Consider the following 25,895-nt stretch of genomic DNA (forward strand, 5'->3'; position numbering starts at 1 on the left):
CGCGGGCCCTTTTCCTGTCACGTCGCGATCAAAGCGCGTCCTTGACCTTGGCGGCCACGTCTTCGCCGACCCACTGGGTCCAGATGTCTTCGTGGGTCATCAGGAATTCGAACGCGGCGTCTTCGCCGGTCGCCTGATTTTCGTTCATGAACACGAGCATGGCGTTCATCACGTCACCCGGGAACACGCGGGCTTTGAAGTAGTCGGCCGCGACGCCGCCCTTTTCCATGAAGTCGTCGGTCACGACCGTCTCGACCTCGGACACCGTCCATGCGGTCGGCTGCGGGTCCTGACAATCCTGCTCGGCCAGCGCGATGCAGCCGTCCCAGTTTTCGCGACCGGCGAACTCGGCCTCGAACGGCAGCATGACCATGTTGTACTTGCCGATCATCGAGGTGGGCGACCAGTAGTATCCGAACCACGGCTCGCCCCGGTCGGCGGCTTTCGCCATCGACCCGTCGAGGCCCGCAGCCGAACCCGGATCGACCAGCACCCAGCCTTTTTCTTCCATGTCGAAGGCGCGGAAGAGGTTCGCGTTCACGAGCTGACAGCCCCAGCCCGCCGGGCAACCCACGAAGGCGCCTTTGCTTTCGTCTTCCGCGTAGGGGAAGAGGTCGGGGCGTTCGAGCAGTTTCTCGACCGTGTCGAGTTCCGGGTGCTCTTCGGCGAATGCGGGCGTCACCCACCAGCCTTCGCCAAGGCCGGTGATCGGGCCGTCGTTCAGCGCGACGAGCGAGCCTTCTTCCTTGGCGGCCGACAGCGGATCGCGCACGGCGTTGATCCAGAGTTCCGGTGCCACGTCGGGCTCGGCCTTTTCGCTCATCGAGGCGAAGGTCGTGGTGGTCGCGCCCGGGATGAGCGAGACGTCGCAGCCATATTGAACCGCCCCGGGTTTCCCGGAGGCTGATTACTCCGTCTCACGCGACGTTATCGAACTCGTTTTGCTGTTCATAGAACTTCTCCTCGGCCTCTGCTGGCGGGATGTTTCCGATGGGTTGCAGCAGGCGTCGGTTGTTGAACCAATCGACCCATTTCAGGGTTTCCCATTCGACGGCATCAGCGCTTTTCCACGGTCCCAACCGGTGAATGACTTCCGCCTTGAACAGCCCAATGATCGTCTCGGCCAGGGCGTTGTCATAGCTGTCACCCACACTGCCGACCGAGGGTTCGATCCCGGCTTCAGCCAAGCGCTCGGTATAGCGGATCGACACATACTGGCTACCGCGGTCACTGTGATGGATCAGATCGCCGCTTGGACGCCGCTCGTAAAGCGCCTGCTCCAGTGCATCCAGCACGAACTGGGTTTGCGGGGACCTTGACGCCCGCCAGCCGACGATCCGATTGGCGAAGGTGTCGATCACGAAGGCCACATAGACGAAGCCTTGCCAGGTCGAGACGTAAGTGAAGTCACTGACCCAGAGTGTGTTCGGCGCCGGTGCCCGGAACTGTCGGTTCACCTTGTCGCGCGGGCATGGCAACGCCTTGTCCGGTCGCGTCGTTTTCTGGGCCTTGCCGCGAACAACGCCCTGTATGCCAAGCTGCCGCATCAGCCGTTCTACCGTGCAGCGGGCCACGTCGAAGCCTTCTCGGCGCATCTGAAGCCAGACCTTGCGCACCCCGTAGACCTTGAAGTTCTGATCCCAGACGCGTTGCACCTCTTGCCGTAAGGCGGCATCCCGCTTGGCGCGATCCGACGCCCGATCCGGGTTTCGGGCAATGGCCAGATGCTCGTAGAAGGTCGAGGGGGCGATCGGCAGAACACGGCAGATCGGCTCGACCCCATACTCGGCCCGATGATCTTCGATGAAACCGATCATCGTTTCAGTGGGCGGTCGAGCTCCGCCTGGGCAAAATACGCGCTGGCCTTCTTAAGGATTTCGTTGGCCTGCCGAAGCTCCCGAACCTCGCGTTCCAGATCCTTGATCCGGGCCCGCTCCTCAGATGTCACGCCATCCCGGTGACCAGCGTCGGTTTCTTCCTGCTGAACCCAACGCTTCAACGTATCCCGGCCGCAACCGATTTTCGGTGCAATGGCCTTGATCGCCGCCGACTGGCTGTCGTAGCTGCCTTGATTGTCGAATACCATCCGCACGGCCCTTGCTCGTGTCTCAGGTGAATAGCGGTTCGCTCTGTTGTCTTTTTCCATGGCTCCAATCCTTCCTTGATCTGGAGCCTCCGGAAAACCCGGAGCGGTTCATATCCTTCTTCGAGGATGATCGCGTCGACATTGGCCATGAGTTCGGCCGAGGCCCAGTCCATTTCCGCAATCGACACGTCTCCGCATTCCTGCGCGAAGGCGGCCGAGCCGAAGCAGACCGAAAGGCCGAGCGCGCCCAGCACGCCGAGTGTTTTCTTAGTCATGAGGGTCTCCCTGTGAAATCGTTCGTTTGGGTGTCTCTTCCCGTCCCAAAAGCGACATCATCTTCTCTTCATGTCGCAAACAGAGCATAGGCCTTTAGTATTGTAAACAGCCCGTACACTGGCCTGTTTGCGCTATCCGGTCATTTGGGCACAGGCTGGGCAAATTTTCAAAGGAAACGTGAGGTATCGGCAAGAGCACGGACTTGATTGCGCGCCGCACTCGGTCTAAATCGCGCAAGGCGCCCCTATAGCTCAGCTGGTAGAGCAACTGATTTGTAATCAGTGGGTCGGGAGTTCGAGTCTCTCTGGGGGCACCAATTTTTTCTCATAAGTTTTTGAAAAAAGCGGGTTATTGACTTTGGCGCTCCTGGAATCCCCCTGTCAGTCCCCCTACAAGTCCGCGCTGTCGCCTGGTTTTGGGTCCATCTTGAGTAACGCGAAGGCGAATTGATCGGCGAAACCCAGCACCGCTTCATCGGTCAATTCCCAGACCCACGCCGACAATCGTTCGTAGGTTTTGCGGTGAATCCCTTTCGGGCGTCCGCGCGGCACTCCCTCCAGGCCCAAGTCCCAGCCCAGCCGCGCTCTGATTTTGTCGAACTTCCGCGCGGCTCGGTCGTAGCTCTTCGCTGAAAAGGGTAGCTCATCACGCGTCCAGCGCCGACCGTCCAGCGCCCGGTCGTCTGTCACAGTGTTCTATGTGTTCCAGTGCCAGTGTCGTCCGCTACCGAACCCGCCCATCGCTCACCTCCGGTTTTGCCGAAATCATAAGCCAGTTTTGACTACGATCCATCGTGGAAAGTCAGCTTTCGACCCGAAGAAATCTTTCGGGACGCGTTTACGGCAAATGGAAGCCTTTGCTCTGAAGTCGTTCGACCACCAACCTTGCGCCGGATGCGTTGAAATGGCCGTAGTCCCACGTAAGCGGGTAACCGGACGGAGAGAACAAAGTGCAATTGTCGTCAGGGCATACAGCTTCGATCACCGAGTAATACTCCACAGGAATATCGGACAGACTCCGGGCCATGTGCTCGTCAATTTTCTTGATTTCCGACCACCGTGACATGAAGTCCTGAATGTCGGAACTCCGCCGTGGCAGATAACTGGCCAAAAGCAGCTCAGGAAGCGGATGGTCATATTCAACGGTTTGCCCCAAAACGACCAATCGATCCGCGTAAGCTCCTAGTGCGGCAACCGTCGGCTCAAGGTTCTCATATTGACCATTGCGCCATCTGGCGGACAGCACGATTGCATCGAACCGATGGTCGGGAAGCACGTCGCGAAAGAATGCGTCATACATTTCAACGCAGTTCTTGCGCCCGACGGACGCAACAATCGGACGACAACCCGACCTTATGAGGGTGCTTACTTTGACTGCCGGGAACGCATCCTTGATCGCCCAAACCAGATGATCTGCATGGCTATCGCCCATGACCAAGACGTGTTCTTCGTTTTTGGAAAACCGGGCGCACTCCGCATCGCTCTCGATCACCTCCTTAAAGTCACAAAAGACCGATTGGTCGTCTGCTTCTTCTCGATCCAGTTTCTTGGACAGCTCTCTTCCGGCCTCTGAAATCCGGGCTGGCGCTCCATCGGACAGGACGAAGCCGAGCGGGATTAAGGCCACCACACACACCACCCCTGCCGATGTGACCAGAACCTTCGAATTTCCGGTGCTTTTCCGTCGGAAAGGCTGTTCGACAAATCGCCAGCTCAATTGAGCCATTGCCCACGCGAACAGAAACAGAAAAATGCTTTGAACCAACGATAAGCTGGCGCTTTGGCTCCATGTCAGGAGCAACACCAAAGGCGGCCAGTGCCAAAGGTAAAGGGAGTAGGAGATTTTACCAAAGTAACGTAGCGGGCGAATGCTCAGGAGGTCCGCGACATACGTTCTCCGGTCCGAAGGCCAGATCAGAAGGGCCGCTCCGACGGTCGGCAGTAGCGCCGAAAAGCCCGGATAAGAGGCGTCCGGTTCTATGAGGAGGATGGCGGCAAGAATGAAGAGAAGCCCGGCAGCCTTCAATACGCCAGGCCATCTATGACCGTGAAGGCTGGGCAAGAACACGAGAAGCCCGCCCGTCGCCAATTGCCAAGCCCGTGTGGGAAGCATGAAAAACGCGAAGGTTTCGTAATCTCCGGTAAGAATGCGGATGCTGCCAAAGCTCAGAGCAATGAACAATCCAATGACCAAGAGCGCGGGCTTTCCCCACAGGCCCCAGATGCGATGAAGCAAAAGCAGCGCCATCGGCCATAGAAGATAAAACTGCTCCTCGACGCCGAGTGACCAAGTGTGAAGTAGTGGCTCACTATGGGCTTCGCGCGAAAAGTATCCTGACGTTAGCCAAAAGTAGACGTTCGACACGCCGAAAAGGGCAGAGATGGCTTGCTTGCCAAGTAAGACAAGAGCCGGGGGCGATAGAAGGACAAGGCCGCCTGCCACGGTGAAAAGCACGACCGCGACCAGAGCGGGTATGATGCGACGCGCCCTTCGGGCGTAGAAGGCTGAGAAATGGAACTGACCGGCAACGATCTCGCGTGCGATTATGCGGGTTATCAGGAAACCACTGATTACGAAGAAGATATCGACGCCAACAAATCCCGCAGTTCGACCGTTGCTGTAGTGAAAAAGGATTACGGCAAATACCGCCAGAGCGCGAAGGCCTTCGACGTCAGGCCGGAAACTGGTATCGAGCTTTGGAGGCGCCATTGCACGGTTTCCTTTCATTACCAATCATCGCGCCGGGAGCCTTTTGGCTGGCCTGATCGAGTATCAATACGCGATAGTGGGTCACTGGCCGAATACAACGCCCTATGCAAGTTCCTGCGCTGGCCGATGGTCTCGGATTTCGGCGCATGTCTGCATGGACCGAGTGGGGTCTGAGCACCCGCCTGAGGAGCGTATAGATATGCCCAAGAGCGCCTTTGCCTTCTAGGTCGCTCTTAAATCGACCTCTAGCCCCAGCGCCGCCGCGTGACGCATGACGATGGAAAGACGATTCATCGCCTTCCGCGTGGTGTCGGCCTTGTCGTGCCGGGTGGGCGAAACGATGTCGCGAAGGTCACGTTGGTCGATATTGGAAACCGGCATTTTGCCCAGCTTGGACAGAACGTGGAGTTCGAGCGGGCTGAAACACCGGCCCGCTTCCCCGTCGCGTTTCAATTCGGCCTTGCGGCTTTCGAATGCGTCGCGGGCAACGTCCGACTGTTGCCGCTTATGTTCCTTGTTAGCGTCCTTGCCGCTTCGACCATCGCACCGATGCCGACACAGGCCCCGCGCCAAAACACTAGGGCCAATCCGCGAAGCCAGACGCGCGGCTTTCGGCGTTGCCGGCCTGTGCGAGCGCCTGTTTGCGGAAGGCGCCCGGCGTTTCTCCGGTCATCGACTTGAAGACGTGGTTGAACTGGCTGGACGACGAAAAGCCGAGCATGACGGCGATGCGTTCGGCGGACAGCGCGGTGCGTTGGAGCAGGACGCGCGCTTCGTGGATGGAGCGTTCGCGGATCAGGCGGGCAGGGGGTTTGCCGACGGTCCGGACGCACAGGTCGTGAAGCCTGTCGTAGGTGATCCCCATCGCCTCGGCATAGTGCTGTGCGCTCCACCGGGCGCGGAAATGCGCCTCGACCAGATTTCGGAAGCGGTTGATGTCGCCGATGCCTTGGCGACGCGCGCTCTGGGGTGTCACGTCGCGGTCGACGCTGCGCCAGAACAGAACGAGCAGAAGCCGGATATAGGCCGAGACGGCGATTTCGCTGCCGAACTGGGGCGTCGTCGCCTCGGCGGTGATGCGCCCGAACAGCGCGTCGAGCCGTTGGCCGAGGGAATCCGATCGCTCGAACGTGGCGACGAGGTGCTGGGCCGCGAACATGCGCAGGTCCGGCCCCTCGGCGGCGAGGCCGATGGCGTCCTCGAAGATCGGGGTGCCGAAGAACAGGTAATACCCGGCCCCGCCCGCGCCGATCCTGAGACGGGTGTGTTCGTCCAGCGGCCCCCACCGCATCGCCGGGCCGGACATCTCGAATTCGCCGTCCTGCGTTTCGGCGACGGCCTGCCCGCTGTCGAGGTAGAAGACGAACCAGTCGTGCTGCGCGGCGGTCGACCGGGCGGCGACGACCCGTTCCTGAAGCCCGCATTCGATATGCCCCGCGCGGAACCGTGAGAGCGGCGAATCGAACATGGGCGTCTCCAAAATCTGCGTTTCGGACCCATCTTACCCATTTTTTGATAATTCATGCCCATTTTTCAGCATTATTTTTCTCCGAAAGCTCGGTCATGCTGTCCGTCACGGTCACGGCGGGGAACGCTGCCGGACCCAGGGAGGAATATGTTCGAAGCCAAGCTTCATATCCGCAGCGCGGGTGTCGACGCACGTGACGGCGCCGTTTTCGAGCGGCTGTCGCCGGTCAGCGGCAACCCGGTCACGCGCGCCGTGGCCGCCGGGCCGCGCGATGCGCAGGACGCCGCGAACGCCGCCGCCGCCGCCTTTCCGATCTGGCACGCGATGCCGAACGACGAAAAGCGCGCGCTCATGGGCCGCGCGAGGGATGCGCTGATCGCCCATACCGAGGAATTCGTCGAAATCGCGCGGGAAGAGCTGGGTTCCACCCCCGACTGGATCCGCTTCAACGTCGCGATCGCGGCGGATGTGTTCAACGAGGCGATGGCGATCCCCGACCTCGTGACCGGGTTCGAAGAGGTGTCGGAGCGGGATGGCGTGCGGTCCACCACGATCCGCGAGCCGGTGGGCGTCGTGCTGGCCATCGCCCCGTGGAACGCGCCGGTGACGCTGGCGGTGCGGGCGATCGTCTGGCCGCTCGCCTGCGGCAATACGGTGGTGTTCAAGGGCAGCGAGCTTTGCCCCATGCTGCATTCGCGGATCGTCGATGTGCTGTGCGAGGCCGGGTTGCCCGAAGGGGCGCTGACCTCGGTGATCCACGCGCCGGAAATGGCGGAAACCGTGGTCGATGCGCTTGCCGCGCATCCGGCGGTGCGGCGCATCAACTTCACCGGCTCCTCACGGGTCGGTCGCCGGGTGGCCGAGATCGGGGCGCGCTACCTCAAGCCCTGCCTGCTCGAACTGTCCGGCAAAGCCTCACTCATCGTGCTGGAAGATGCCGATATCGAGGCGGCGGCGCTGGCGGCGACCTACGGCGCCTATTTCAACCAGGGCCAGATCTGCATGACGACCGAGCGGGTCGTGGTGGTGGACGAGGTGGCCGACCGCTTCCTTGCTGCGATGGAGGCGCAATGTGCCGACCTGCTCGCGCGGCGCAACGGGGCCAAGGTGGGCGATCTCATCAGCGCGGATGCGGCGCGTCGGGTTGGTCGGCTGATCGACGATGCGCTGGCGCGTGGTGCCACGCTTGTCGTCGGGGGCGAGGTGTCGGGTGCCTATGTGCAGCCCACCCTGCTCGACCGGGTGACGCCCGAGATGCAGATCTATTCCGAAGAAAGCTTCGGACCCATCGCCGCGATCGTCCGGGTCGAGGACGAAGCCGAAGCGGTCTCGGTCGCGAACGACACGCAATATGGCCTCGTCGCTTCGGTCTTCACCGCCGACGAGGCGCGCGGACGCGCCATCGCGCGGCGGCTTGAAACCGGGGTCTGCCATATCAACGGGCCCACGGTCTACGACGACCCGTCCAAACCATACGGCGGCGTCAAGACATCCGGCTATGGCCGCTTCGGCGGGACCACGGCCATTCAGGAATTCACCGAGCTCCGGTGGATCACCGTCCAGGAGCCAAGATCCGATTACCCGTTCTGGACGTAATCAAAACGCGCGGGATGCGCGAACTCAGGGAGGAGACACATGAAACGGAGAACTTTCTTCAAGGTGACGACGACGCTGGCCGCGACGCTGATGGCCGGTGCCGCATTCGCACAGGACAACATCATCGTGGGCGCGGTCGCGCCCAAAACCGGTCCGCTGGCCGGGGGTGCCGCCGTGACCCATTGGCCGAACATCAAGCTCTGGGTCGACGAGGTGAACGCGCGCGGCGGCCTGAACGTGGGTGGCGAACAGCGCATGCTGGAAGTCATCGAATATGACGACCAGACCAACCCGGCCGAAACGATCAAGGCGGTGCAGCGTCTCGCGACGCAGGACAATGCCGACATCATCCTCGCGCCCTATTCCACCGGCCTGAACATCGCCGCTGCGCCGATCTTCGACCGTCTGGGCTTCCCGCAGATCACCTCGTCGGCGGCGACCGACCAGATCGGTGAGCTGTCGGGCCAGTTCAACGACATGTTCTTCCTGCTCGGTCGCTCCACCGACCTCGCCGAGGACGCGGTCGAAGTGCTGTCCGATCTGCGCGAAGCCGGCGAGATCGGCAACCGCGTGGCGATGGTCAACGTGGCCGACGCCTTCGGGATCGAGCTGATGGCGGTCGCCAAGCCGGCGGTCGAGGCTGCGGGGTTCGAACTGGTCTATGAGACCTCGTATCCGCTGGGCACGCAGGATCTGTCGCCGATCATGAAGGCGGTCAAGGGCGCGGACCCGGATGCCTTCGTCGCATGGTCCTATCCGCCCGACACCTTCGGGCTGACGGAACAGGCGATGATCGAAGAGCTTGACGTCAAGGCGTTCTACACCGCCGTCGCAACCGCTTTCCCCGCATTCGCCGGACGCTTCGGCGCCGCGGCCGAGGGGGTCATGGGGATCGGTGGCGTCAACACCGCTTCGCCGGAGTTCATGGACTATGCCGCGCGTCACGAGGCCGCGACCGGGGCCAAGCCGGACTACTGGGCGTCGGGCATGATGTATGCCTCGCTCCAGATTCTCGAAGAAGCGATCGAAACCACCGGCACGCTCGACATGGCCGAGGTGACACAGTTCATCAAGGACAACGCGTTCGAGACCGTGATGGGCACCATCGACTTCGACGATCAGAACTCCAACACCGCCTACTGGACCGTCGGTCAGTGGCAGGGCGGCGAGTTCAAGGGGATCAAGGAAACGGGCCGCGATGGCGCCGTCGAGCCGATCCTCAAGACCGGCTGGGAATAACCACTCACGACATTGGCGGGTCCGGCGCGTGCCGGTCCCGCCACTCTATTCGGAGACGTCATGGACATCCTCATCACGGGTCTCATCCTCGGCGGCACCTATGCGCTCATCGCGCTGGGGCTGAACCTGCAATACGGTGTGTCGCGCATCATGAACCTCGCCAATGGCGAGATGCTCGTGATCGGCGCCTTCGCCGCCTTCACTCTGTTCACCGTGGGTCAGGTCAGCCCGCTCTTGACCATCTTTCTGGTCGCGCCGCTGGCATATGTGCTGAATTGGCTGATCTATCGCATCATGCTGCGCCCATTGGTGAAACGCGCCAAGAACCGCGGGATGCTGGAGGTCGATGCGATCCTCACCACCTTCGGTCTGTCCTTCGTGATGGTCGGCATCATGATCTGGGCCTTCGGGGGCGACTATTTCAGCTATTCCTATCTGGCGCGGCCCATCACCGTGTTCGGTGACAACTACGGCTTGAACCGCGTGGTGGCCTTCGTCTGTGCCGCGATCCTGTGTGCGGCCCTGTTTCTCTGGCTCAACGTCTCGCGCGCCGGGATGGCCATTCGCGCCGTCGCTGTGTCGCCCGAGAACGCGCGGCTAGTGGGCATCGACGTGCCCAAGCTGTCGGCCCGCGCCTTTGCGCTGGGCGGCGCGGTGACCGCCGTGGGGGGAGCCGTGATCTCGACCTTCCTGACGCTCGATGCCTCGACCGGCGTGATGTTCACCATGAAGGCGCTCATCATCGTCATCATGGGCGGGGTGGGCGACGTGCGCGGCACGATCCTTGCCGCGCTCGTGCTGGGCGTGGGCGAAACCTTCGTCGCCTCCGTCATCGACCCCGGCCTGACGCTCGTCGCGGCCTATGCGCTCTTCATCCTGATCCTGCTGTTCCGCCCGCAGGGCTTCTTCGGAAGGAAACCGACATGAAGACGCAGGATTGGAAAAACCTCGGCTGGGGTGCCGCGCTTCTGATCGTCGCCGCGCTCCTGCCGCTCACGAACGACGGCTACCTCATCTCGCTCGGCGTCTCGATCGCGATGTATACGGTGCTGGCGACAAGCTGGGCGCTGTTCTCGGGCCCGACCCACTACATCTCGCTCGCCACCGCCGCGTTCTTCGGGATCGGCACCTATGTCATGGGCTCGGGGATCGAATACATTAACTATTGGCTGCTCCTGCCCATCGCCGGGCTGATCGGCGGCGTGATCGCCGCGCTCGTCGGCCTCGCCACCCTACGCCTGTCCGGTGTCTACTTCGTGATCTTCACGCTGGGGCTGGCCGAAATGACGCGCCAGGCGGTGACGTGGTATCAGAACCAGACCGGACACAAGGGCACATATGTCCTGACCGAACTCACCGATCCCGACATCTACTGGCAGCTTCTGGGCCTCGCCGCGCTCGTGTTCCTGCTCGGCTGGGCCATCGGCCGCTCAAAGCTCGGCTTCGCGCTGCGCATTATCGGGGATGACGAAGATGTGGCGCGGCATGTGGGGATCAACACGGCGCTCTCGAAAATCGCGCTCTTCGTCGTCTCCGGGGCCACGGCGGCCATCGTCGGCGCCATGATCGCGCCGCGCTATATCTACATCGAACCCGCCACCGCCTTTACGCCTATGCTCTCGTTCCAAGTCGTCATCATGGCGCTTCTGGGCGGCACCGGGCGGCTCTGGGGTCCGCTCGTCGGCGTCATCCCCTTCACGCTGTTGTGGGAGGCGATCTCGTCCTCTTTCCCGAACCAGACGACGCTGCTTCTGGGCCTCAGCTTCCTCGCCATCGTCTATCTGCTGCCTGGCGGTTTCGTCGGCCTCTACGACCGGCTCAGGGGCCGCGCGAAAAAGCGGAGTGCGATGGCATGATGGCGAATACGGTCATATCGCTCAGAGGCGCGACCAAGCAATTCGGCGGGCTGGTCGCGGTCGACAACGTCAGCTTCGACGTGCGCGAGCATGAGGTGCTGGGGCTGATCGGCCCGAACGGGTCGGGCAAGTCCACCACGCTCAACCTCATCTCCGGCGCGCTGCCCGCGACGGATGGCGAGATCAGCTTGCGTGGCGGCACCATCACCGGGCTGCCCGCCCGTCAGATCGCGCGCAAGGGCGTGTCGCGGACGTTCCAACTCGTGCGGCTCCTGCCGTCGATGAACGTGCTCGAAAACGTCATGGCGGGCGGCGTCTTCGGCCACCGCCGCCGCTGGGGCCAATCGGCGGAGCGTCACGCGATGCAGGTGCTCGAAAAGATCGGCATGGCGGACAAGGCCAAAGCCCACGTGGGTCAGCTCACCTATATCGACACCAAACGGGTCGAACTGGCCCGCGCGCTGTCGGGCGAGCCCGAGGTGCTGCTCCTCGACGAATGGCTCGCGGGGCTGAACCCGACCGAACTCACCGAAGGCATCGACCTGATCCACCGGCTGCGCGACGAGGGGCGCACGATCATCCTTGTCGAACACGTCATGGATGCGATCCGCTCGCTCTGCGACAACTGCGTGGTCATGTCCTCGGGCAAGAAAATCGCGGAAGGGACGACGGACGACGTGCTGTCGGACCCCGAAGTCATCCGCGCCTATCTGGGGGACGACGATGCTTGAGGTGAAGGGACTTTCCGCCGCCTACGGCCAGCACCCGGCGCTGAACAAGGCATCCGTGCGCGTCGGCAAGGGCGAGATCGTCGTGATCCTCGGCGCGAACGGCGCGGGGAAATCGACGCTTTTGAAGGCGATCAGCGGTATCTGCGAGGGCAAGGTCACGGGATCGGTCCGCATGAACGGCCACGAACTCGTCGGTATGAAGCCCGACCGGATCGTCGAAGAGGGTATCGCACTGGTGCCGGAAGGGCGCGGCATTTTCGGCGATCTGACGGTCGAAGAAAACCTCACGCTCGGAGCCTATTCCGAACGGGCCAAGGATGCCGAGCGCACGAACCTCGACCGGGTCTATGCGCTGTTTCCCAAGCTTCTGGAGCGGCGCAGACAGGTCGCGCGCACCATGTCGGGCGGCGAGCAGCAAATGGTCGCCATCGGCCGCGCGATGATGTCGAACCCGGCTATTCTGACACTGGACGAACCCTCGCTCGGCCTGTCGCCGCTCTTGTCGAAGGAACTGTTCCAGAGCCTTCGGGCAGTGCGTGACACGGGGATCGGGATTTTGCTCGTCGAGCAGAACGCCAAGGCATCCCTCGCCATCGCGGATCGGGGATACCTGCTCGAAAACACCGAGATTATTCATGAGGACGCGGCGGCGAGCCTTGCCAAAGATCCGGCGGTGCAAAAGGCCTATCTGGGCGGTGCGGCGGCCAAGGGCGGGGCGGGCAAGGCCAAGCCCCAGGCCAACGCCATGCCTGCGCCAAGCGCACCGCGCCCCGCGAAAGGCCCGTCGCCCTCGGACATCGCGGCTCAGGCGATGAGTGGTCTGGCCCCGGCGCGGCCCGCCAAGCCCGCGCCCGCGCCGGAACCCGCCCCGCGCCCGGCACCGCCACCGGCCCCGCCGGTCGCCAGACCCGCGCCACGGCCCGCGCCCGCCGCGACGCCCACGCCCACAGGCATCGACACGGCCAGCATCGTCGCCAAGGCGGCGCGCCAGTCGTCGCGAAAGGGCGGCGCGACCGCGCTTCCGCCGCGCCCCGCACCGATGCCGGAGCCTCCGAAACCCGCCAGCGCAAGCCAACCGACCCGGCCCATGCCGGACCTCGGCCATCACAGCGACCGGCTTCGCGAAGTGCTCACCGAAATCGAAACCGCCGCCCAACGGGCCCGCGACCGTTCGCGCACCCGCACCCGCGGCAAACCCTAAGGGAGAGGAGGCATCATGCTCGACAGTCCCAACACCGCGCCCAACATCAAGGGCATGTATATCGACGGCCAGTGGACGCCCGCGTCCCGCACCTTCGACGACCTGAACCCGTCCGACAATTCGCTTTACGCCCGCATCCCCGACGGCTCGCCCGAGGATACGCGGCGCGCCATCGCGGCGGCCAAGGCGGCGTTCCCGGCGTGGTCCGGCCTCGCCTTCCACGAACGCGCGCACTACCTGCTCAAGATCGCCGAGGTCTGGGACAAGCGTCAGGGCGACTTCATCAACGCCGCGGTGCAAGAGGGCGGCGGCTGGTTCGGCAAGGGCGTGTTCGAAGCGGGATACGTGGCCGAAGTTTTCCGCTCGGCATCGGCACTGTGCTACCAGAATATTGGCGAGGTGCTCCCGTCCGAGCATCACAAGTTCATGATGGCCACCCGCTTCCCGCTCGGCGTCGTCAGCGTCATTTCCCCGTGGAACATGCCCGGCATCCTGACCGCCCGTGGCTTCGCCGCCGCGCTGGCGGTGGGCAACACCGTGGTCCTGAAACCGTCCGAGGATACGCCATACGCCGGTGGATTGTATTTCGCTGAGATCCTTGACGAAGCGGGCATCCCGCCGGGGGTGTTCAACGTCGTCACCTGTAGCCGCGACAGCGTGGGCGCCGTGGGCGACGAGATGATCGAGAACCCGATCGTGAAAGCCGTGTCCTTCACCGGCTCGACCGCGGTGGGCCGCCACATCGCGGCCAAATGCGGGGCGCATCTGAAAAAGGCCTGCGTCGAACTGGGCGGCAAGGATTCCATGATTATCATGGACGACGCCGACCTCGACCACGCCGCCAAGGCCGCCAATTTCGGCTCGTTCATGCATCAGGGTCAGGTCTGCATGTCGACCGAGAAAATTCTGGTGCAGGAGGGGGTCTACGACGACTTCATGCGCCAATTCCTCGCCCGTGCCGCCAAGCTGAAGACGGGACACACCAAGGACAAAGACAACGTGATCGGCCCGCTGGTGAACACGCGGCAGGCGCTGCGGGTGAAAGCCCTGATCGACGATGCCGTGGCCAAGGGCGCGACCGTCGAACTGGGCGGCAATGCGTGGGACAACTTCGTCGAACCCACGGTGCTGACCAACGTCAACACCGACATGGACATCTGGCATGACGAAACCTTCGGCCCCGTCGTCATCGTCGCCCCCTTCCGTACGGAAGCCGAGGCGATCGCGCTGAACAACGACACCGAATACGGGCTGACGGCGGCGATCATGACGCGGGACGAGGCCAAGGCCCTGCGCATGGCCGAGCATATCGAAACCGGCATCTGTCACGTGAACTGCCAGAACATCAACGACGAGCCGCATGTGCCCTTCGGCGGCACCAAGGCTTCGGGCGTTGGTCGCTACGGCGGGCGCTGGTCGCTCGACGCGTTCACCGAGTTGCGCTGGATCACCCTCGACCGCGGCGGGCGTCATTTCCCGCCGGTCTTCTGAGAAAGGATACGCCATGACTGCGATTGGATGGATCATCCTCCTCGTCATCGTCGCCGCCATTCTGATCGCGCTGGCCGCGTGGTTCTATGAACGGGCGACGAACGAGATCAGCCTTGTGAAAACCGGGGTCGGGGGGCGCAAGGTCGTCATCGACGGCGGCACGCTGGCGATCCCGTATTTTCACGAAATCAACCGCGTGAACATGCAGACGATCCGCATGGATGTGGTGCGGCGCGGCAACTCCGCGCTTATCACCAAGGATCGGATGCGGGTCGATGTGGGGGCCGAGTTCTATGCCTCGGTCGTGCCCGAACCCGAAGCCATCGCGCGCGCGGCGCAGACCCTTGGGCGGCGCACGTTCCAGCCCGACGAGTTGAAGGCGCTGATCGACGGCATGATGATCGACGCGCTGCGCACGGTCGCGGCGCAGATGACGATGGACGAGCTGCATGAAAACCGCGCCGAGTTCGTGCGCGAGGTGCGCGATATTCTGGGCGAAACGCTCGGGCGCTACGGGTTGCAACTCGACAGCGTGTCGCTGACGGATTTCGACCAGACGCCGTTCAACACGCTGGACGAAACCAACGCCTTCAACGCGGTCGGGATGCGCAAGCTGGCAGAGGTGATCGCCAAGTCGAAACGCGAACGCGCCCAGATCGAGGGCGACAGCGAGGTCGAAGTGCGGCGCACCGCGATGGAAGCTTCGCGCCGGAAGCTCGAGATCGACCTGGAAGAACGCCGGGCTGAAATCGCGCAGGCGCAGGAGGTCGAAACCCTGATGGCCGCGCAACTGGCCGAGGTGGCGAGCCGCAAGGCCGATGCCGAACGCTCGGCCGCCCACGCGCGCATTCGGATGGAGCAGGAAATCCAGTCCGCGGACATCGCGCGGGAACTGGCGATCCGCGAGGCCGAGATCGCCCAGGAGCGTGCGCTTCAGATCGCCGAACAAGAGCGGCAGATCCAGATCTCCGCCAAGTCGCAGGAGGAAAGCCGCGCCCGTGCCGAGGCCGATACGGCCCGCGCCGAGGCGGTGAAGGCCGAAGAAGCGATTCAGACCGCGCGACAGATGGCCGAGGCCGAGCGGCGCAAGGCCGTCGCGCTTCTGGCGGCCCAGCAGGACGCCGAGACGGCTGCGACCCGCGCCCGCATCGCGGCGGAAAGCGACAAGGCCACCGCCAAGGACCGGACCGAGGCCAAGCGCGAGGAAGCCGAAGCGATGAAGCTTCTGAAACTCGCCGAAGTCGAAGCCGAAGCCGCGCGGATCAAAGCCCAGAACGCCCGCTCCGACGCGCTCGCCGCGCTGGAGATGGAGAAGATGCGCCTCGACGCCATGCCGGGCATCGTGAGCCAGATGGTGAAGCCCGCCGAAAAGATCGACAGCATCACCATCCACAACGTCAACGGCCTTGGCGCGCGCGGGCAGGGTGGCGGCGAGCGCACCGAACCCGGCTCGCCCGTCTCGCAGATCGTGGATTCCATCCTCGACCTCGCGGTGTCGGCCCCGGCGATGAACCGGCTGGGCGAGGTGATCGGCGGCCATGTCGCCAGCAAGGACGACACCGGCAAGGGGAACTAGGAAAGGGTCGGGGGAGTGGGCTGCGAAAGCCTGCTCCCCCGCTTCATAGCTACATCCATGTCTTGAGGGCGCAGTGCAACTGGCGGACGAGCAAAGCCGCCTTGTCCACGCCGAGACGTCGCCCTAACGCCCCTGATAGACGGGCTTGCGCCGTTCCATGAAAGCACGCGGCCCTTCGCGGGCGTCTTCGGTGGCCATCACGCGATCCATCGCGCGGGTTTCCAACGTGTAGCCCTCCGCCAAGGGCCTTCCGATGGCTTCCGTCACCACCTGCTTGATCGCTTCGACCGCGACCGGGCCGTTCGCGGCGATCCGGTGCGCGATGTCCAACGCGGCGGGCAGCACCTCGGCGACGGTAACGACCCGGTTCACCAGCCCGAACGCCGCCATTTTCGCGACCGGCACCGTGTCGCCGGTCAGGAGCATCTCCATCGCCAGCGGTTGCGGCAATTGCCGCGTGAACCGGGCGAGCGCCCCGGCAAAGGGAATAAGCGCGTGCTTGGCTTCGGGCAGACCGAACACCGCGTGGTCGGCGGCGATGCGAATGTCGGTGCCGAGCATCAATTCGAAGCCGCCCGCCAGACAATGCCCGTTGATCGCCGCGATGACGGGTTTGGGAAACGTCTCGCCCTTCAGACTCGCCCGGAACACGAGCGAACGGTCGGCGATGATCCGGTCGTCCCATTCGGTTTCGGGCGCACGCGCCCCCGACAGCAAGGGCAACGACAGCTCGAGGTCGCCACCGGAGCAGAAAGTCTTGTCGCCCGCTCCGGTCAGAACGACCACGCGAACGGCATCGTCTTTCGCCAGTGCATCGAACAGGTCGGCCAGCCGGCAGATCAACTCGGGCGACAGGGCGTTGTGCCGCTCAGGCCGGTTCAGCGTGGCGACGGCGACCCCGTTTTCGATCTCACAGGTCAGAACGCTCATGCGCCGGTGACCGTGAAACTGATCGGCATCCCTTCAAGCGCGGCGCGCATATCGTCCAGCCGCGCGGCGGGGACGGTGACGCGGGTGTCCAGCTTGTCGCCCACCTCGATCTCAGGGGTCAGGCCCAGCTTCTCGCCCGCGCTGGCGATGGCCCAGCGGATCGCCTCGGCGCGGAGCGTGGGCTTGAAGATCTTGCCGACCGGGGTCAGCGGCATGGCATCCACCGTGCCGATCCGTTTGGGCAGCGCCACCGGGTCTTCGATCCGATCTTTCAGGAAGGCAATCAACTCGCCCTCGCCGGGGGTCCAGCCGCCACGGGTCATGACGAAGGCGACGGGCAACTCGCCCGCGTAGGAATCCGGCATCCCGACGGCGGCGGCGGCTTCGACCTTCGGGTGGGCCAGAAGCGCGTCTTCGATCATCTGCGGGTCGATGTTGTGCGCGCCCCGGATGATAACGTCCTTCTTGCGGCCCGTGATGAAAAGCCGCCCTTCGGCGTCGAGTGTCCCGAGGTCGCCGGACACCAGCCAGCCGCCGTCCAGAAACGTGCCGGCGTTCCGGCTTTTCTCGGAATACCCATCCGCCACGTTCGGGCCGCGCACGGCGATGATCCCGGTCTCGCCGGGTGGGAGGATCTTGTCCGGGTCCGCCTCGCCATCGGTTTCACCAAAGATCGCAACCTCGGAGAAGGGCAGGCGCAGACCGCAGGATTGCGGTGTGCGGGGGCCGTGCACGGGCTCGACCGCGATGGCGCCCGCGCTTTCGGTCATGCCAAGGATATTGCGCACCGGCACGCCCAGCGTCGCCTCGGCCGCATCCGCGAGTTCCGTGGGCAGGGGCGATCCACCTGCAAGGAACCAGCGCAGGGACGAAATGTCAGCGTCCACCGGCTGCCCTTTGACCGCGCCCAGCAGCGTCGGAACCAGCCCCAGAACGGTGATGCGGTAGCGTTCGACCTGCTGCCAGATCCGGCCCATGAACGCGGTGTTGCGCATCCCCAGGCGGCCCGGAACGATCAACGTTCCGCCCGCCGACAGCGTGGACAGGCCGTAGACGAACGCTCCGGCGACGTGGAACAGCGGATAGCCGTTCACCACCACGTCATCGGGGCCCAGATCGTGCATCAGCACGCAGGAGCGGGCGACATGCGCCTCGTTCAACCTGAGGTGCTGCACCATCTTCGGCGCGCCAGTCGTGCCGCCGGTGTGGTAATAGGCGGCAAGGCTACGCTCGTCCCCGTGAACCTCGATCGGCTCGCCGGGTTCCGCGATCAGGTTTTCGAACACCCCGTCCGCGCCGGGCGAGGGGGCGTCCGCATCGCAGGCGAGGATCGGCAGGTCGATCCCTTCGGCACGCAGAGCGGGGACGAGCGTGGACCAGTATTCAAGCTCGTCGTTCACGCCCATGACCACCACGCAGGCGGCGTTTGCAGCGCGGATCAGGGCGGCGACGTGATCCGGTTTCAGCATCGGATTGATCGGGCCGGCGCGCCCCGCGATCTGCGCGCCCCAGAGCGCGATCTGACCGCTGATGCTGTGCTGCGTCAGGATCGCGACCGACCGATCCGGCGTGACGCCCAGCCCGCGAAACACCCGCGCCGCCGCCATGATCCGATCCGCGAATTCGCGGTAGGTCAGGGCGGTATCGCGCGCCGGGTCCGAGGCGTCGTTCACATAGCGGATCGCGACGGCGTCGGGCCGTTCCTCGGCCTGCGCGCGGATCATGTCCCACGGCGTGCGCAGGGGATAGACCGCGTCGAACCCGCGCGCCTCGAGCGCCTTGATGTCGTCCAGCGTCGCGATCATGACGCACCTCCGAAATTTGCCCTCAGGGTCTTGTCGACGCGCGCAAGCAGGTCGAGGAGAGTCGCCTTTTCCGCGGGCGTCAGATCTGCGGTGACCATCGTCTCGTGCGCCGTCACCTCGTCCTCCAGCCGGGCGAGGTTCTCGGCCCCGGCCTTCGTCAGGAACACCCGGCGCACGCGTTTGTCGGTCGTCGCCTTCTTGCGCTCCACCCAGCCTTCGCGGGTCAGCGTTTCAAGGATCGGGACCAGCGACGAGCGGTCCAGATAAATCGCCTCGGCCAGCCGCGTCTGGGGGATGCCGGGGTTCGCCTCGACGATCTTGAGCAGCCCGAAGTAGCGCGGGGCCGACCCGTGGCTCGACATCTGCTGTTCGAAGCTTTTGTAGGATGCGATCTGGAGCAGACGGATCTGGTAGGACACCGAGTTTTGCAGCATCCCCGGCACGGTCAGCTCGGCCACGTCTCGCATCAGCGTCTCGGGCATCAGTTCATGCTCCCCGGCAGGAACAGCACCAGCGCCGGAAAGGCGATGAGCAACAAAAGGCGCAGGACGTCGACTGTGACGAAGGGCAGGACGCCCTTGAAGATCGTTGGCAGGCTCACCCGGCTGGCGATGGAATTGATGACGTAGACGTTCATTCCCACGGGCGGCGTAATCAGCCCCAGTTCCACCGTCATCACCACGATCACGCCGAACCAGACCGGATCGAAGCCAAGCTGGGTGATGACAGGGAAGACGATGGGGACCATCAGGATAATCATCGCCATCGCGTCCAGAAAACAGCCCATCACGAGGAACAGGAGCAGGATCAGGAACAGGGTGCCGTAGCGCCCGCCGCCGATGTCGACGAGGAACTGGGTGAACTCCTGCGGGACGCGGGTGATGGCAAGGAAGTAGCCGAAAAGCGTCGCCCCGATCAGGACCACGTAGATCGCGACCGAGGTGCGCAGCGCCTCGACCAGACTGTCGAGAAGAGTGGCCCAGGTCAGCCGGCGGCGCACGAAACCGATGATCGCGGTCAGGAGTGCCCCCGCAGCGGCGGCCTCGGTCGCGGTGACGATGCCGAAATAGATCGACAGGATCACGGCAATGAACAAAAGGCCCACGGCCCAGACACCGCGGAGTGACGCCATCGCCTCGGCAATCGTGAACGGTTCGGCGGCGGGCAGGGTGCGACCATACCAGAACCGCACGGTGAGCATGTACATGAGAACGGCCAAGAGGCCCGGCACAATCCCGGCGATGAACAACGTGCCGATGTCGGTCTCGGTGATGAAGCCGTAGATCGCCAGCACCACGGACGGCGGGATCAGGATGCCCAGCGTGCCGCCCGCGGCGATGATGCCCGTCGCCGCCTCGTCGCCATAGCCTGCGCGTTTCATCTCGGGATAGGCGATCTTGGTCATGGTGGCGGCGGTGGCGACGGACGAGCCGCAGATCGCGGCGAAACCGCCGCAGGCCCCGACCGAGGCGAGGCCGAGCCCGCCGCGAAACCCGCCCAGCCATGCGCGGCCCGCACGGAAGAGCTCCGACGACATACCGGAATTGGTGGCGAGCACGCCCATCAGAACGAAGAACGGGATGAGCGTCAGGTTGAAATCGGTGATGGTCGAAATCGGGGATTGCGCCAGCAGGTTCAGCGCGGGCTTCATGTCGATCACGACGGCGAAGCCGCCGATGCCGACGATCCCCATCGCGATCCCGATGGGAACACGCAGCGCCATGAGGGCGAAGAGGACGACGAAACCGCCGCCTGCGATCAATTCGTTGCTCATGGTTTCTGATCCTCGAGAAGCTGCTCGTCGATCCCGTCGAATTCCCCAAGGTCCGTGCCTTGGCGACCGATCAGCCAGAGCCGGACTAGCGTGGTGAACAATGCGGCCATGAGGCCGACCCAGATGGCGAGGAAGAAGGGCCAGTGCGGCAGGCGCAGGTCCATCGTCGCGTCGCCGCCATTCATGGCCGACATCACGCGGCCCCAGATCTTCCAGCACAGAAGCGCGGTAAAGGCGGCCAGCACGGCCCATGCGAAGCCGTTGATCCAGCGGCGCGTGCTGCGCCCGACCGCCTGGGCAAGCAGATCGACCTTGATATGCGTGCCGTGAAAGCCAAGGCTCGCCATCCCCCAGCCGATCGCGACACCCAGAAGCAGACGCGACACGTCGAAGGCGTCGGGCAGGGGGCGCGCGAAGCCGTAGCGACCGATGGCCGAGGCGACGATCAGGATCGTGACGAGGCCGAGCAGGGCCCCCGCGATCCGCTCTATGAACAGGATGGCCCGACTGAGGCCGCGGGCGGCGCTGGTGGAATCTGTCTGCATGATGACCTGCAAGGTTCGGGCGCGCGAGGATACCCCGCGCGCCCGGTTTCGCCTTAGTAGTCGGCGCCCATTTCGACCAGCTTGGCCTTGTAGGCTTCGAGGATCGCGTCGGCGTCATGGCCACGGTCGGCCACGGCGGCCTTCCACTCGTCGATGAGCGGCGCGGCGGCTTCACGCCATGCGGCCACCTCTTCCTCGGTCGGCGTGTTGAAGGTCTGGTTTTCGTCCGCCATCAGCTTTTCCTTGGCGGCCATGTCGTCGTCGTACCAGCCCTGCGCGACCTTGCCCGACCATTCCGGGGTGCAATGGTCGTCGATCACGGCCTTGTTCTCGTCCGACAGCGAATTGTAGCTGTCGAGGTTCATGATCAGAACCTGCGCCGACAGGTAGAACGGCATGTCGAGGTGCACGGGCACTTCTTCGGTCAAGTTGAAGTCGTACATCGACCCCCACGGGAAGGTCACGGCCTCGGCCGCGCCTTTCGACAGGGCTTCACGCACTTCCGGGGCGGGCACCTGCACGGGGCCACCGCCAAGCAGCGACACGAAGCGCGCCATCGTGGCATGGGCCGGGCGTACGTTCTTGCCCGAAACGCCCTCGGGGCTGGTCACGTCGACCTGCGTGTGGAGCGCTCCGGGGGCGTGCGGGTGAACGAAGCAGACTTTGACGTCGCCCATTTCCTGCTCGGCCCCGTTGGCGGCATACCATTCGTGGATCGCCATCGCGCCCTTGACGCTGTCGTCGGCCATGAACGGCACTTCGGTCAGCGCGTAGATCGGGAAACGGCCCGCGGTGTAGCCGGGGTTGACGTAGGACAGATCGACGATGCCGTCCTTGGCCATGTCATAGTGATCGGGGGCGCGGCCAAGCTGCTGGGCCGGGTAGATGTCGATCTGGATGCGACCGTCCGAGGCCTCCATCACGGATTCGGCCCAAGGGTTGATCCCCTTTGTCGCCGGCGAGATGGTGGGTGGCACCCAGTGCGACAGGCGCAGCGTAACCTCCTGCGCGGTCAGGGTGGCCGGGGCCATAACGGTCAGGATCGCGCCAAGCGCGACGTAAGTCTTTTTCATGATATCCTCCCTACGAGTCCGGATTCTCGGATCTCAAGAATGATGGATATCAAACAAACTCCAAAAATCAACAGGAATTGCGCGGGCTACCCGTCGAGGCGCGTTCAGAAATGCGCCTTGGGTTCGTCCGGTTTTCCGGCGGCGAGGGCCAGCAGCCCGCCCACCAGCGCAAAGCCGATCGGGAACATGGTGAAGACGCCGAAGCCGAAGGCGTAATACATGAGCCCGCCCGCGACGATCAGCAGGATGCCGCCCCACAGCGCGCGCACCTTGGCCATCGCACCGCCCGCGATGGCAAGCAGCGGGGCCACGAAGCTGGACATACGCAGGAATTCCTCGTTCTGAACGAAACCGAAGGCCTCGCCGATCTCGACATTGGCGCGCACGACCTCGGTGTAGCCGTAGTTGAAAAACCCCACCACCATGGCGATCAAACCGCCGATAATCCCCAGCATCAGGGCTGCGTTGCGCATCGTGCCTGCCTCTTTCGTTCTGTTCGATGGGCTATGAGATAGGGATTGCCTGCGGGCGGTATCAAGGTTTGGCGCGCGCGGTCACTCGGCGGCCAGCGGGTCGGCGCGGCTGTCCTTGACGGTCAGCGCCCGCGTCCCGGCTTTGCCCGCCCGCCGTTTCCAGTCGGCCGCCCAGGCGAGAAGGACCAGCGCCACGGTGCCCGCGGGGATGTAGAGCCACGGGATCAGCGCGTTGTCCGGCTGCCACGCGATCAGGGTCTGGCCGACATAGGACAGAAGCGCGCCGGCGGAAAAGATCAGTAGGCCCTGACGGCCCATGACCCGTAGCGGTTCCCCCCAGCGTTGCGCGGTGAGTGTCGTGACCACGGGCAGGCAGGACACCACGTAGACCAGCGCGAGCGCATGGGTCATGCGCAGGAACGGCAGATATGTCTTGTCGTGGGACGTGATGTGGAACGGAAATCCCTGACCGGCGAGCCATGCCATCCCCCGGTTCATCGCAGGCCCGAACTCCGGCACGTAGCGCCAGGCGAGCACGAGGGCGAGCCAGCCCGCCGCGACCCAGAACAGCGCGCGGTTCACCGGCACGAACCGTTCGCCCCGGCGGAACGCGATGCCGGTCAGCAACCCGACGACGAAGATGAGCTGCCACGCGAAAGGGTTGAAGAACCAGCCGCCTGCGTTCGGATAGGCCGGAAGGTTCCAGCGCCACAGCCCCGTGGCGAACCACAGTAGAACCGAGCCGATCAACAGCAGGCGCGGCGCACGCTGGCCGATCAGGATCGCGAAGGGCGCGGCCAGCAGCAGCACCGAATAGGCCGGCAGAATGTTCATATAGCCGATCTGATGTCCCAGCGTGACTATGCCGATGATCGCCTGCGCCGTGTTCTGGAACACCTGCTTGAGGTTGTTCTTGGTCAGAAGCTCGACCAGCCCCAGCGCCTCGGCCCCCAACGCGAAGATCGCGATCCCGGCCACGGTGAGGAAGATATGCGACAGGTAGAGCACCCAGGACCGCTTCCACATCGGCGCGATCGCGGGCCACAGCCCGGTGTCGCGCCACGTGGCGAAGCGTCCCGAATAGGCGATCCCGGCGGCGATGCCGGAGATGATGAAAAAGCTTTCGGCGGCGTCCGAGAACCCCCAATTGCGGATCGTCGCCCAGTGCTCATAGGGATTGCCGGGCACGTGATCGACGAAGATCATCCACAGCAGAAGGCCACGGAAGAAGTCGATCCGGCTGTCGCGCGGGCGGCGCATCTGGGTCTCAGGCCGGGACATGCCGCCCCTCCGGTTCTGCCTGTGTCACCGGGGCTTTCCGATCTTCGATGCCGGCCCGCCAGCGCGCGTGGATGGCGCGGTAGTCGGCGACGACACGCGGCACCTTCCGTTCTTCCGGCACGCCGAAATGCAGCCCGCCCACGGGTTGCGACGACCACGAGATCAGGACCGGGGCCGCGATCATCGGCAGCGTGACGGGGAGGAGCCAGAGCATGAGCGTCGGCGCGAAGGATGCCGTGGCGAGAAGGGCGGCAAGCCCCGTGACCTCGATCCACGCGGACGACCGCAGCGCCTGTCCGAGCGTCAGTGCGCCCTCGCCGCGCGCATGCGACGGCCAGCCGCCATCCTGCCCGGTCGCGACCTGAAGCACCGCGCGGGTCTGGAACATGAGCATGATCGGGGCGAGGAGGGAGGTCAGAAGGATCTCGAACAGAACCGACCCCGTCGCCCGCGCCGCACCGCCGAACCCACGTGCGCGGCCCGTCGCGATGGATTTCACAAGGATCGCCACCTTCGGCATGATGAGCAGCCCGACGATACCAAGCACCAGCGCGGTGATTTCGCGTGTGCGGTCGGACGGGAACACCGGGAACAGCTGATAGGGGTCTGGGAAATAGTCCGGCTCGGGCGCGAACACGGTTCCCGCGACGGTCGAGATCAGAAACAGCGCCCAGAGCACCGAGACGAGATAGGCGAAGATGCCTTGCAGGAACACGTAGCGGCTCCACCCCGCCAGACCGGGGGCGGCGAGCAGGCGGATGTGTTGCAGGTTGCCCTGACACCAGCGCCGGTCGCGCTTGGCATAGGCCAGCACGTTTTCAGGGCCTTCCTCGTATGACCCTTCGATCCGGCTGTCGGCCTTCACCTTCCATCCGCCACGGGCCAGCAGCGCGGCTTCGACGTAATCATGGGACAGAATGTGACCGCCGAAGGGGGGCTTTCCCGTCAGTTCGGGCAGACCGCAGGAGGCCGCGAAAGCCGAGACGCGGACAATCGCGTTATGGCCCCAGTACGGCCCGGTCGCGCCCTGCATCCGTTCCAGCCCGCGCGTGAAGACCGGGCCGTGGAAGGCGGACGCGAATTGCATGGCGCGGCCGAAGAAACTTTGCGCCCCCACGATGCGCGGCAGGGTCTGGAGCAGGCCAAGACCCGGGTCCGCTTCCATCCGTGCGATCATCTCGCGCAGCGCCGCGCCCGACATCAGGCTGTCGGCATCCAGCGTCACGGCATAGTCATAAGCCCCGCCGGAACGCCGGATGAAATCTTCGACGTTGCCCGCCTTGCGGCCCCGGTTGTCGCTTCGGTTGCGGTAGAAGATGCGGCCCGCCCCCTGCGTTTCCGCGATCAACATGCGAAACGCCGCCTGCTCGGCGGCCTGTCCGTCCTGCGAGCGGGTATCGGACAGGATCACGATATCCAGATCGAGCGCCGCATCGCGGATCGACCCGTCCATGGCGGCGATCCGTGCGAAGGTGGAGACCGGGTCTTCGTTGCAGATCGGGACGAGCACGGCGGTGCGCGGCGTCGTGGTGAGCGCGGGCGCCGCCTGCGCCTTGCGCGGCCATAAGCCCATCAGCGCCAGCGCCGCGCCCCAGGCCAGCCATCCGGTCGTGACGAGGATCAAACCGCTGCGGATCGCGTCCCAAATCTGGAACCCGTCCTGCAACGCCGCATCCGTCACCAGCACCGTCGCGGACACGGCCGCGAGCACCGTAAAGCCAAGGGCCATGGCGCGCAGCCGGACCGTTGTCGGGTCCGGCGGGAGATGGGTTCGGGGTGTCATGG

22 protein-coding genes, 1 tRNA gene, 2 pseudogenes and 1 other annotated feature are annotated in these 25,895 nt (G+C 64.3%); of the genes and pseudogenes, 9 read left to right on the forward strand and 16 right to left on the reverse strand.

From position 1 onward, the window contains the following. Positions 1-28: 28 nt before the first annotated feature. The 3 genes and pseudogenes from HOY44_RS15225 to HOY44_RS15235 form a co-directional block, all read right to left on the reverse strand. Positions 29-865 (reverse strand): annotated as a pseudogene (locus tag HOY44_RS15225) (glycine betaine ABC transporter substrate-binding protein); the annotation flags it as partial. Between the two features lie 52 nt (positions 866-917). Further along, positions 918-2,146, reverse strand: a protein-coding gene (locus tag HOY44_RS15230) for an IS3 family transposase (protein WP_287435777.1) whose coding sequence is annotated in 2 segments (ribosomal slippage) — positions 918-1,852 and positions 1,852-2,146 — 1,230 coding nt in all. Because the reading frame shifts where the segments join, the coding sequence is not laid out codon by codon here. Then, positions 1,743-1,859 (reverse strand) — a sequence feature (AL1L pseudoknot). (Overlaps the previous gene by 117 nt.) Positions 2,147-2,196: 50 nt before the next feature. After that, a pseudogene (locus HOY44_RS15235) lies at positions 2,197-2,361 on the reverse strand (ABC transporter substrate-binding protein); the annotation flags it as partial. Between the two features lie 241 nt (positions 2,362-2,602). Between HOY44_RS15235 and HOY44_RS15240 the strand changes: the two are divergent. After that, a tRNA-Thr gene (locus HOY44_RS15240) sits at positions 2,603-2,678 on the forward strand. A gap of 73 nt (positions 2,679-2,751) precedes the next feature. Here HOY44_RS15240 and HOY44_RS15245 read toward each other — a convergent pair. The 4 genes from HOY44_RS15245 to HOY44_RS15260 form a co-directional block, all read right to left on the reverse strand. Next, positions 2,752-3,051 carry a hypothetical protein gene (locus tag HOY44_RS15245; protein ID WP_287435779.1) on the reverse strand — a complete coding sequence of 100 codons (300 nt, stop codon included), beginning with the start codon at positions 3,049-3,051 and terminating at the stop codon, positions 2,752-2,754. A gap of 148 nt (positions 3,052-3,199) precedes the next feature. Further along, a complete protein-coding gene (locus HOY44_RS15250; protein ID WP_287437246.1) occupies positions 3,200-4,996 on the reverse strand; it encodes an acyltransferase family protein in 1,797 nt (598 codons plus the stop codon). A gap of 297 nt (positions 4,997-5,293) precedes the next feature. Further along, positions 5,294-5,644 carry a phage integrase central domain-containing protein gene (locus tag HOY44_RS22665; protein ID WP_502710700.1) on the reverse strand — a complete coding sequence of 117 codons (351 nt, stop codon included), beginning with the start codon at positions 5,642-5,644 and terminating at the stop codon, positions 5,294-5,296. 4 nt (positions 5,645-5,648) lie between these two features. After that, positions 5,649-6,539, reverse strand: coding sequence for an AraC family transcriptional regulator (locus HOY44_RS15260; protein ID WP_287435781.1), 891 nt, complete (start codon positions 6,537-6,539; stop codon positions 5,649-5,651). Between the two features lie 147 nt (positions 6,540-6,686). Between HOY44_RS15260 and HOY44_RS15265 the strand changes: the two genes are divergently transcribed. The 8 genes from HOY44_RS15265 to HOY44_RS15300 are packed head-to-tail and all read left to right on the forward strand — an operon-like array spanning position 6,687 to position 16,229. Further along, on the forward strand, positions 6,687-8,135 hold the full coding sequence (locus tag HOY44_RS15265; protein ID WP_138423461.1) for an aldehyde dehydrogenase: 1,449 nt from the start codon (positions 6,687-6,689) through the stop codon (positions 8,133-8,135). Positions 8,136-8,174: 39 nt separating this feature from the next. Continuing rightward, positions 8,175-9,374: an amino acid ABC transporter substrate-binding protein gene (locus tag HOY44_RS15270; RefSeq protein ID WP_008330255.1), complete on the forward strand. Its 1,200-nt coding sequence runs from the start codon at positions 8,175-8,177 to the stop codon at positions 9,372-9,374. Between the two features lie 60 nt (positions 9,375-9,434). Continuing rightward, positions 9,435-10,301: a branched-chain amino acid ABC transporter permease gene (locus HOY44_RS15275; protein ID WP_138423460.1), complete on the forward strand. Its 867-nt coding sequence runs from the start codon at positions 9,435-9,437 to the stop codon at positions 10,299-10,301. Next, positions 10,298-11,230, forward strand: a complete 933-nt coding sequence (locus HOY44_RS15280) for a branched-chain amino acid ABC transporter permease (protein WP_287435785.1) — start codon at positions 10,298-10,300, stop codon at positions 11,228-11,230. The genes HOY44_RS15275 and HOY44_RS15280 overlap by 4 nt, the downstream gene beginning before the upstream one ends. Further along, positions 11,230-11,961: an ABC transporter ATP-binding protein gene (locus HOY44_RS15285; RefSeq protein WP_008330252.1), complete on the forward strand. Its 732-nt coding sequence runs from the start codon at positions 11,230-11,232 to the stop codon at positions 11,959-11,961. Before HOY44_RS15280 ends, HOY44_RS15285 begins: the two co-directional genes overlap by 1 nt. After that, positions 11,954-13,162, forward strand: a complete 1,209-nt coding sequence (locus HOY44_RS15290; protein WP_287435787.1) for an ABC transporter ATP-binding protein — start codon at positions 11,954-11,956, stop codon at positions 13,160-13,162. The genes HOY44_RS15285 and HOY44_RS15290 overlap by 8 nt, the downstream gene beginning before the upstream one ends. 15 nt (positions 13,163-13,177) lie before the next feature. Then, on the forward strand, positions 13,178-14,653 hold the full coding sequence (locus HOY44_RS15295; RefSeq protein WP_287435789.1) for an aldehyde dehydrogenase family protein: 1,476 nt from the start codon (positions 13,178-13,180) through the stop codon (positions 14,651-14,653). Positions 14,654-14,666: 13 nt separating this feature from the next. After that, the gene (locus HOY44_RS15300; RefSeq protein ID WP_138423457.1) at positions 14,667-16,229 is read left to right on the forward strand and encodes a flotillin family protein; all 1,563 of its coding nucleotides are present in this window, start codon (positions 14,667-14,669) and stop codon (positions 16,227-16,229) included. A gap of 123 nt (positions 16,230-16,352) precedes the next feature. Here the strand turns inward: HOY44_RS15300 and HOY44_RS15305 are convergent, their stop codons facing one another. The 9 genes from HOY44_RS15305 to mdoH form a co-directional block, all read right to left on the reverse strand. Next, entirely contained in the window at positions 16,353-17,159 is an 807-nt protein-coding gene (locus HOY44_RS15305) for an enoyl-CoA hydratase/isomerase family protein (RefSeq protein WP_138423456.1), read from the reverse strand. After that, positions 17,156-18,964: an AMP-binding protein gene (locus tag HOY44_RS15310; RefSeq protein ID WP_287435792.1), complete on the reverse strand. Its 1,809-nt coding sequence runs from the start codon at positions 18,962-18,964 to the stop codon at positions 17,156-17,158. The genes HOY44_RS15305 and HOY44_RS15310 overlap by 4 nt, the downstream gene beginning before the upstream one ends. Beyond that, positions 18,961-19,446, reverse strand: coding sequence for a MarR family winged helix-turn-helix transcriptional regulator (locus HOY44_RS15315; RefSeq protein ID WP_287435794.1), 486 nt, complete (start codon positions 19,444-19,446; stop codon positions 18,961-18,963). The genes HOY44_RS15310 and HOY44_RS15315 overlap by 4 nt, the downstream gene beginning before the upstream one ends. After that, positions 19,446-20,738 (reverse strand): TRAP transporter large permease, encoded by a 1,293-nt coding sequence (locus tag HOY44_RS15320; RefSeq protein ID WP_287435796.1) that lies wholly within the window; start codon positions 20,736-20,738, stop codon positions 19,446-19,448. Before HOY44_RS15320 ends, HOY44_RS15315 begins: the two co-directional genes overlap by 1 nt. Continuing rightward, positions 20,735-21,283 carry a TRAP transporter small permease gene (locus HOY44_RS15325; RefSeq protein WP_287435798.1) on the reverse strand — a complete coding sequence of 183 codons (549 nt, stop codon included), beginning with the start codon at positions 21,281-21,283 and terminating at the stop codon, positions 20,735-20,737. Before HOY44_RS15325 ends, HOY44_RS15320 begins: the two co-directional genes overlap by 4 nt. A 53-nt stretch (positions 21,284-21,336) precedes the next feature. Then, positions 21,337-22,356 (reverse strand): TRAP transporter substrate-binding protein, encoded by a 1,020-nt coding sequence (locus tag HOY44_RS15330; RefSeq protein WP_287435800.1) that lies wholly within the window; start codon positions 22,354-22,356, stop codon positions 21,337-21,339. 104 nt (positions 22,357-22,460) lie between these two features. Further along, complete coding sequence (locus HOY44_RS15335; RefSeq protein ID WP_008330229.1) at positions 22,461-22,829, reverse strand: hypothetical protein; 369 nt, start codon at positions 22,827-22,829, stop codon at positions 22,461-22,463. An 81-nt stretch (positions 22,830-22,910) separates the two neighbouring features. Next, entirely contained in the window at positions 22,911-24,110 is a 1,200-nt protein-coding gene (locus HOY44_RS15340) for an OpgC family protein (RefSeq protein ID WP_287435803.1), read from the reverse strand. Then, positions 24,097-25,893, reverse strand: a complete 1,797-nt coding sequence (gene mdoH / locus HOY44_RS15345) for a glucans biosynthesis glucosyltransferase MdoH (protein WP_287435805.1) — start codon at positions 25,891-25,893, stop codon at positions 24,097-24,099. The genes HOY44_RS15340 and mdoH overlap by 14 nt, the downstream gene beginning before the upstream one ends. Positions 25,894-25,895 lie beyond the last annotated feature (2 nt).

The organism is Maritimibacter sp. (genome assembly GCF_016774595.1).
GTDB lineage: Bacteria > Pseudomonadota > Alphaproteobacteria > Rhodobacterales > Rhodobacteraceae > Maritimibacter > Maritimibacter alkaliphilus.

Bases quoted from the DNA above. Each gene is read 5' to 3' on its own strand.
- HOY44_RS15310 (WP_287435792.1), bottom strand. From the start codon at position 18,964: ATGATCGCGACGCTGGACGACATCAAGGCGCTCGAGGCGCGCGGGTTC.
- HOY44_RS15325 (WP_287435798.1), bottom strand. From the start codon at position 21,283: ATGCAGACAGATTCCACCAGCGCCGCCCGCGGCCTCAGTCGGGCCATC.
- HOY44_RS15320 (WP_287435796.1), bottom strand. From the start codon at position 20,738: ATGAGCAACGAATTGATCGCAGGCGGCGGTTTCGTCGTCCTCTTCGCC.
- HOY44_RS15275 (WP_138423460.1), top strand. From the start codon at position 9,435: ATGGACATCCTCATCACGGGTCTCATCCTCGGCGGCACCTATGCGCTC.
- HOY44_RS15300 (WP_138423457.1), top strand. From the start codon at position 14,667: ATGACTGCGATTGGATGGATCATCCTCCTCGTCATCGTCGCCGCCATT.
- HOY44_RS15270 (WP_008330255.1), top strand. From the start codon at position 8,175: ATGAAACGGAGAACTTTCTTCAAGGTGACGACGACGCTGGCCGCGACG.
- HOY44_RS15330 (WP_287435800.1), bottom strand. From the start codon at position 22,356: ATGAAAAAGACTTACGTCGCGCTTGGCGCGATCCTGACCGTTATGGCC.
- HOY44_RS15305 (WP_138423456.1), bottom strand. From the start codon at position 17,159: ATGAGCGTTCTGACCTGTGAGATCGAAAACGGGGTCGCCGTCGCCACG.
- mdoH (WP_287435805.1), bottom strand. From the start codon at position 25,893: ATGACACCCCGAACCCATCTCCCGCCGGACCCGACAACGGTCCGGCTG.
- HOY44_RS15285 (WP_008330252.1), top strand. From the start codon at position 11,230: ATGGCGAATACGGTCATATCGCTCAGAGGCGCGACCAAGCAATTCGGC.
- HOY44_RS15290 (WP_287435787.1), top strand. From the start codon at position 11,954: ATGCTTGAGGTGAAGGGACTTTCCGCCGCCTACGGCCAGCACCCGGCG.
- HOY44_RS15280 (WP_287435785.1), top strand. From the start codon at position 10,298: ATGAAGACGCAGGATTGGAAAAACCTCGGCTGGGGTGCCGCGCTTCTG.
- HOY44_RS15295 (WP_287435789.1), top strand. From the start codon at position 13,178: ATGCTCGACAGTCCCAACACCGCGCCCAACATCAAGGGCATGTATATC.
- HOY44_RS15260 (WP_287435781.1), bottom strand. From the start codon at position 6,539: ATGTTCGATTCGCCGCTCTCACGGTTCCGCGCGGGGCATATCGAATGC.
- HOY44_RS15315 (WP_287435794.1), bottom strand. From the start codon at position 19,446: ATGCCCGAGACGCTGATGCGAGACGTGGCCGAGCTGACCGTGCCGGGG.
- HOY44_RS15265 (WP_138423461.1), top strand. From the start codon at position 6,687: ATGTTCGAAGCCAAGCTTCATATCCGCAGCGCGGGTGTCGACGCACGT.
- HOY44_RS15340 (WP_287435803.1), bottom strand. From the start codon at position 24,110: ATGTCCCGGCCTGAGACCCAGATGCGCCGCCCGCGCGACAGCCGGATC.
- HOY44_RS15335 (WP_008330229.1), bottom strand. From the start codon at position 22,829: ATGCGCAACGCAGCCCTGATGCTGGGGATTATCGGCGGTTTGATCGCC.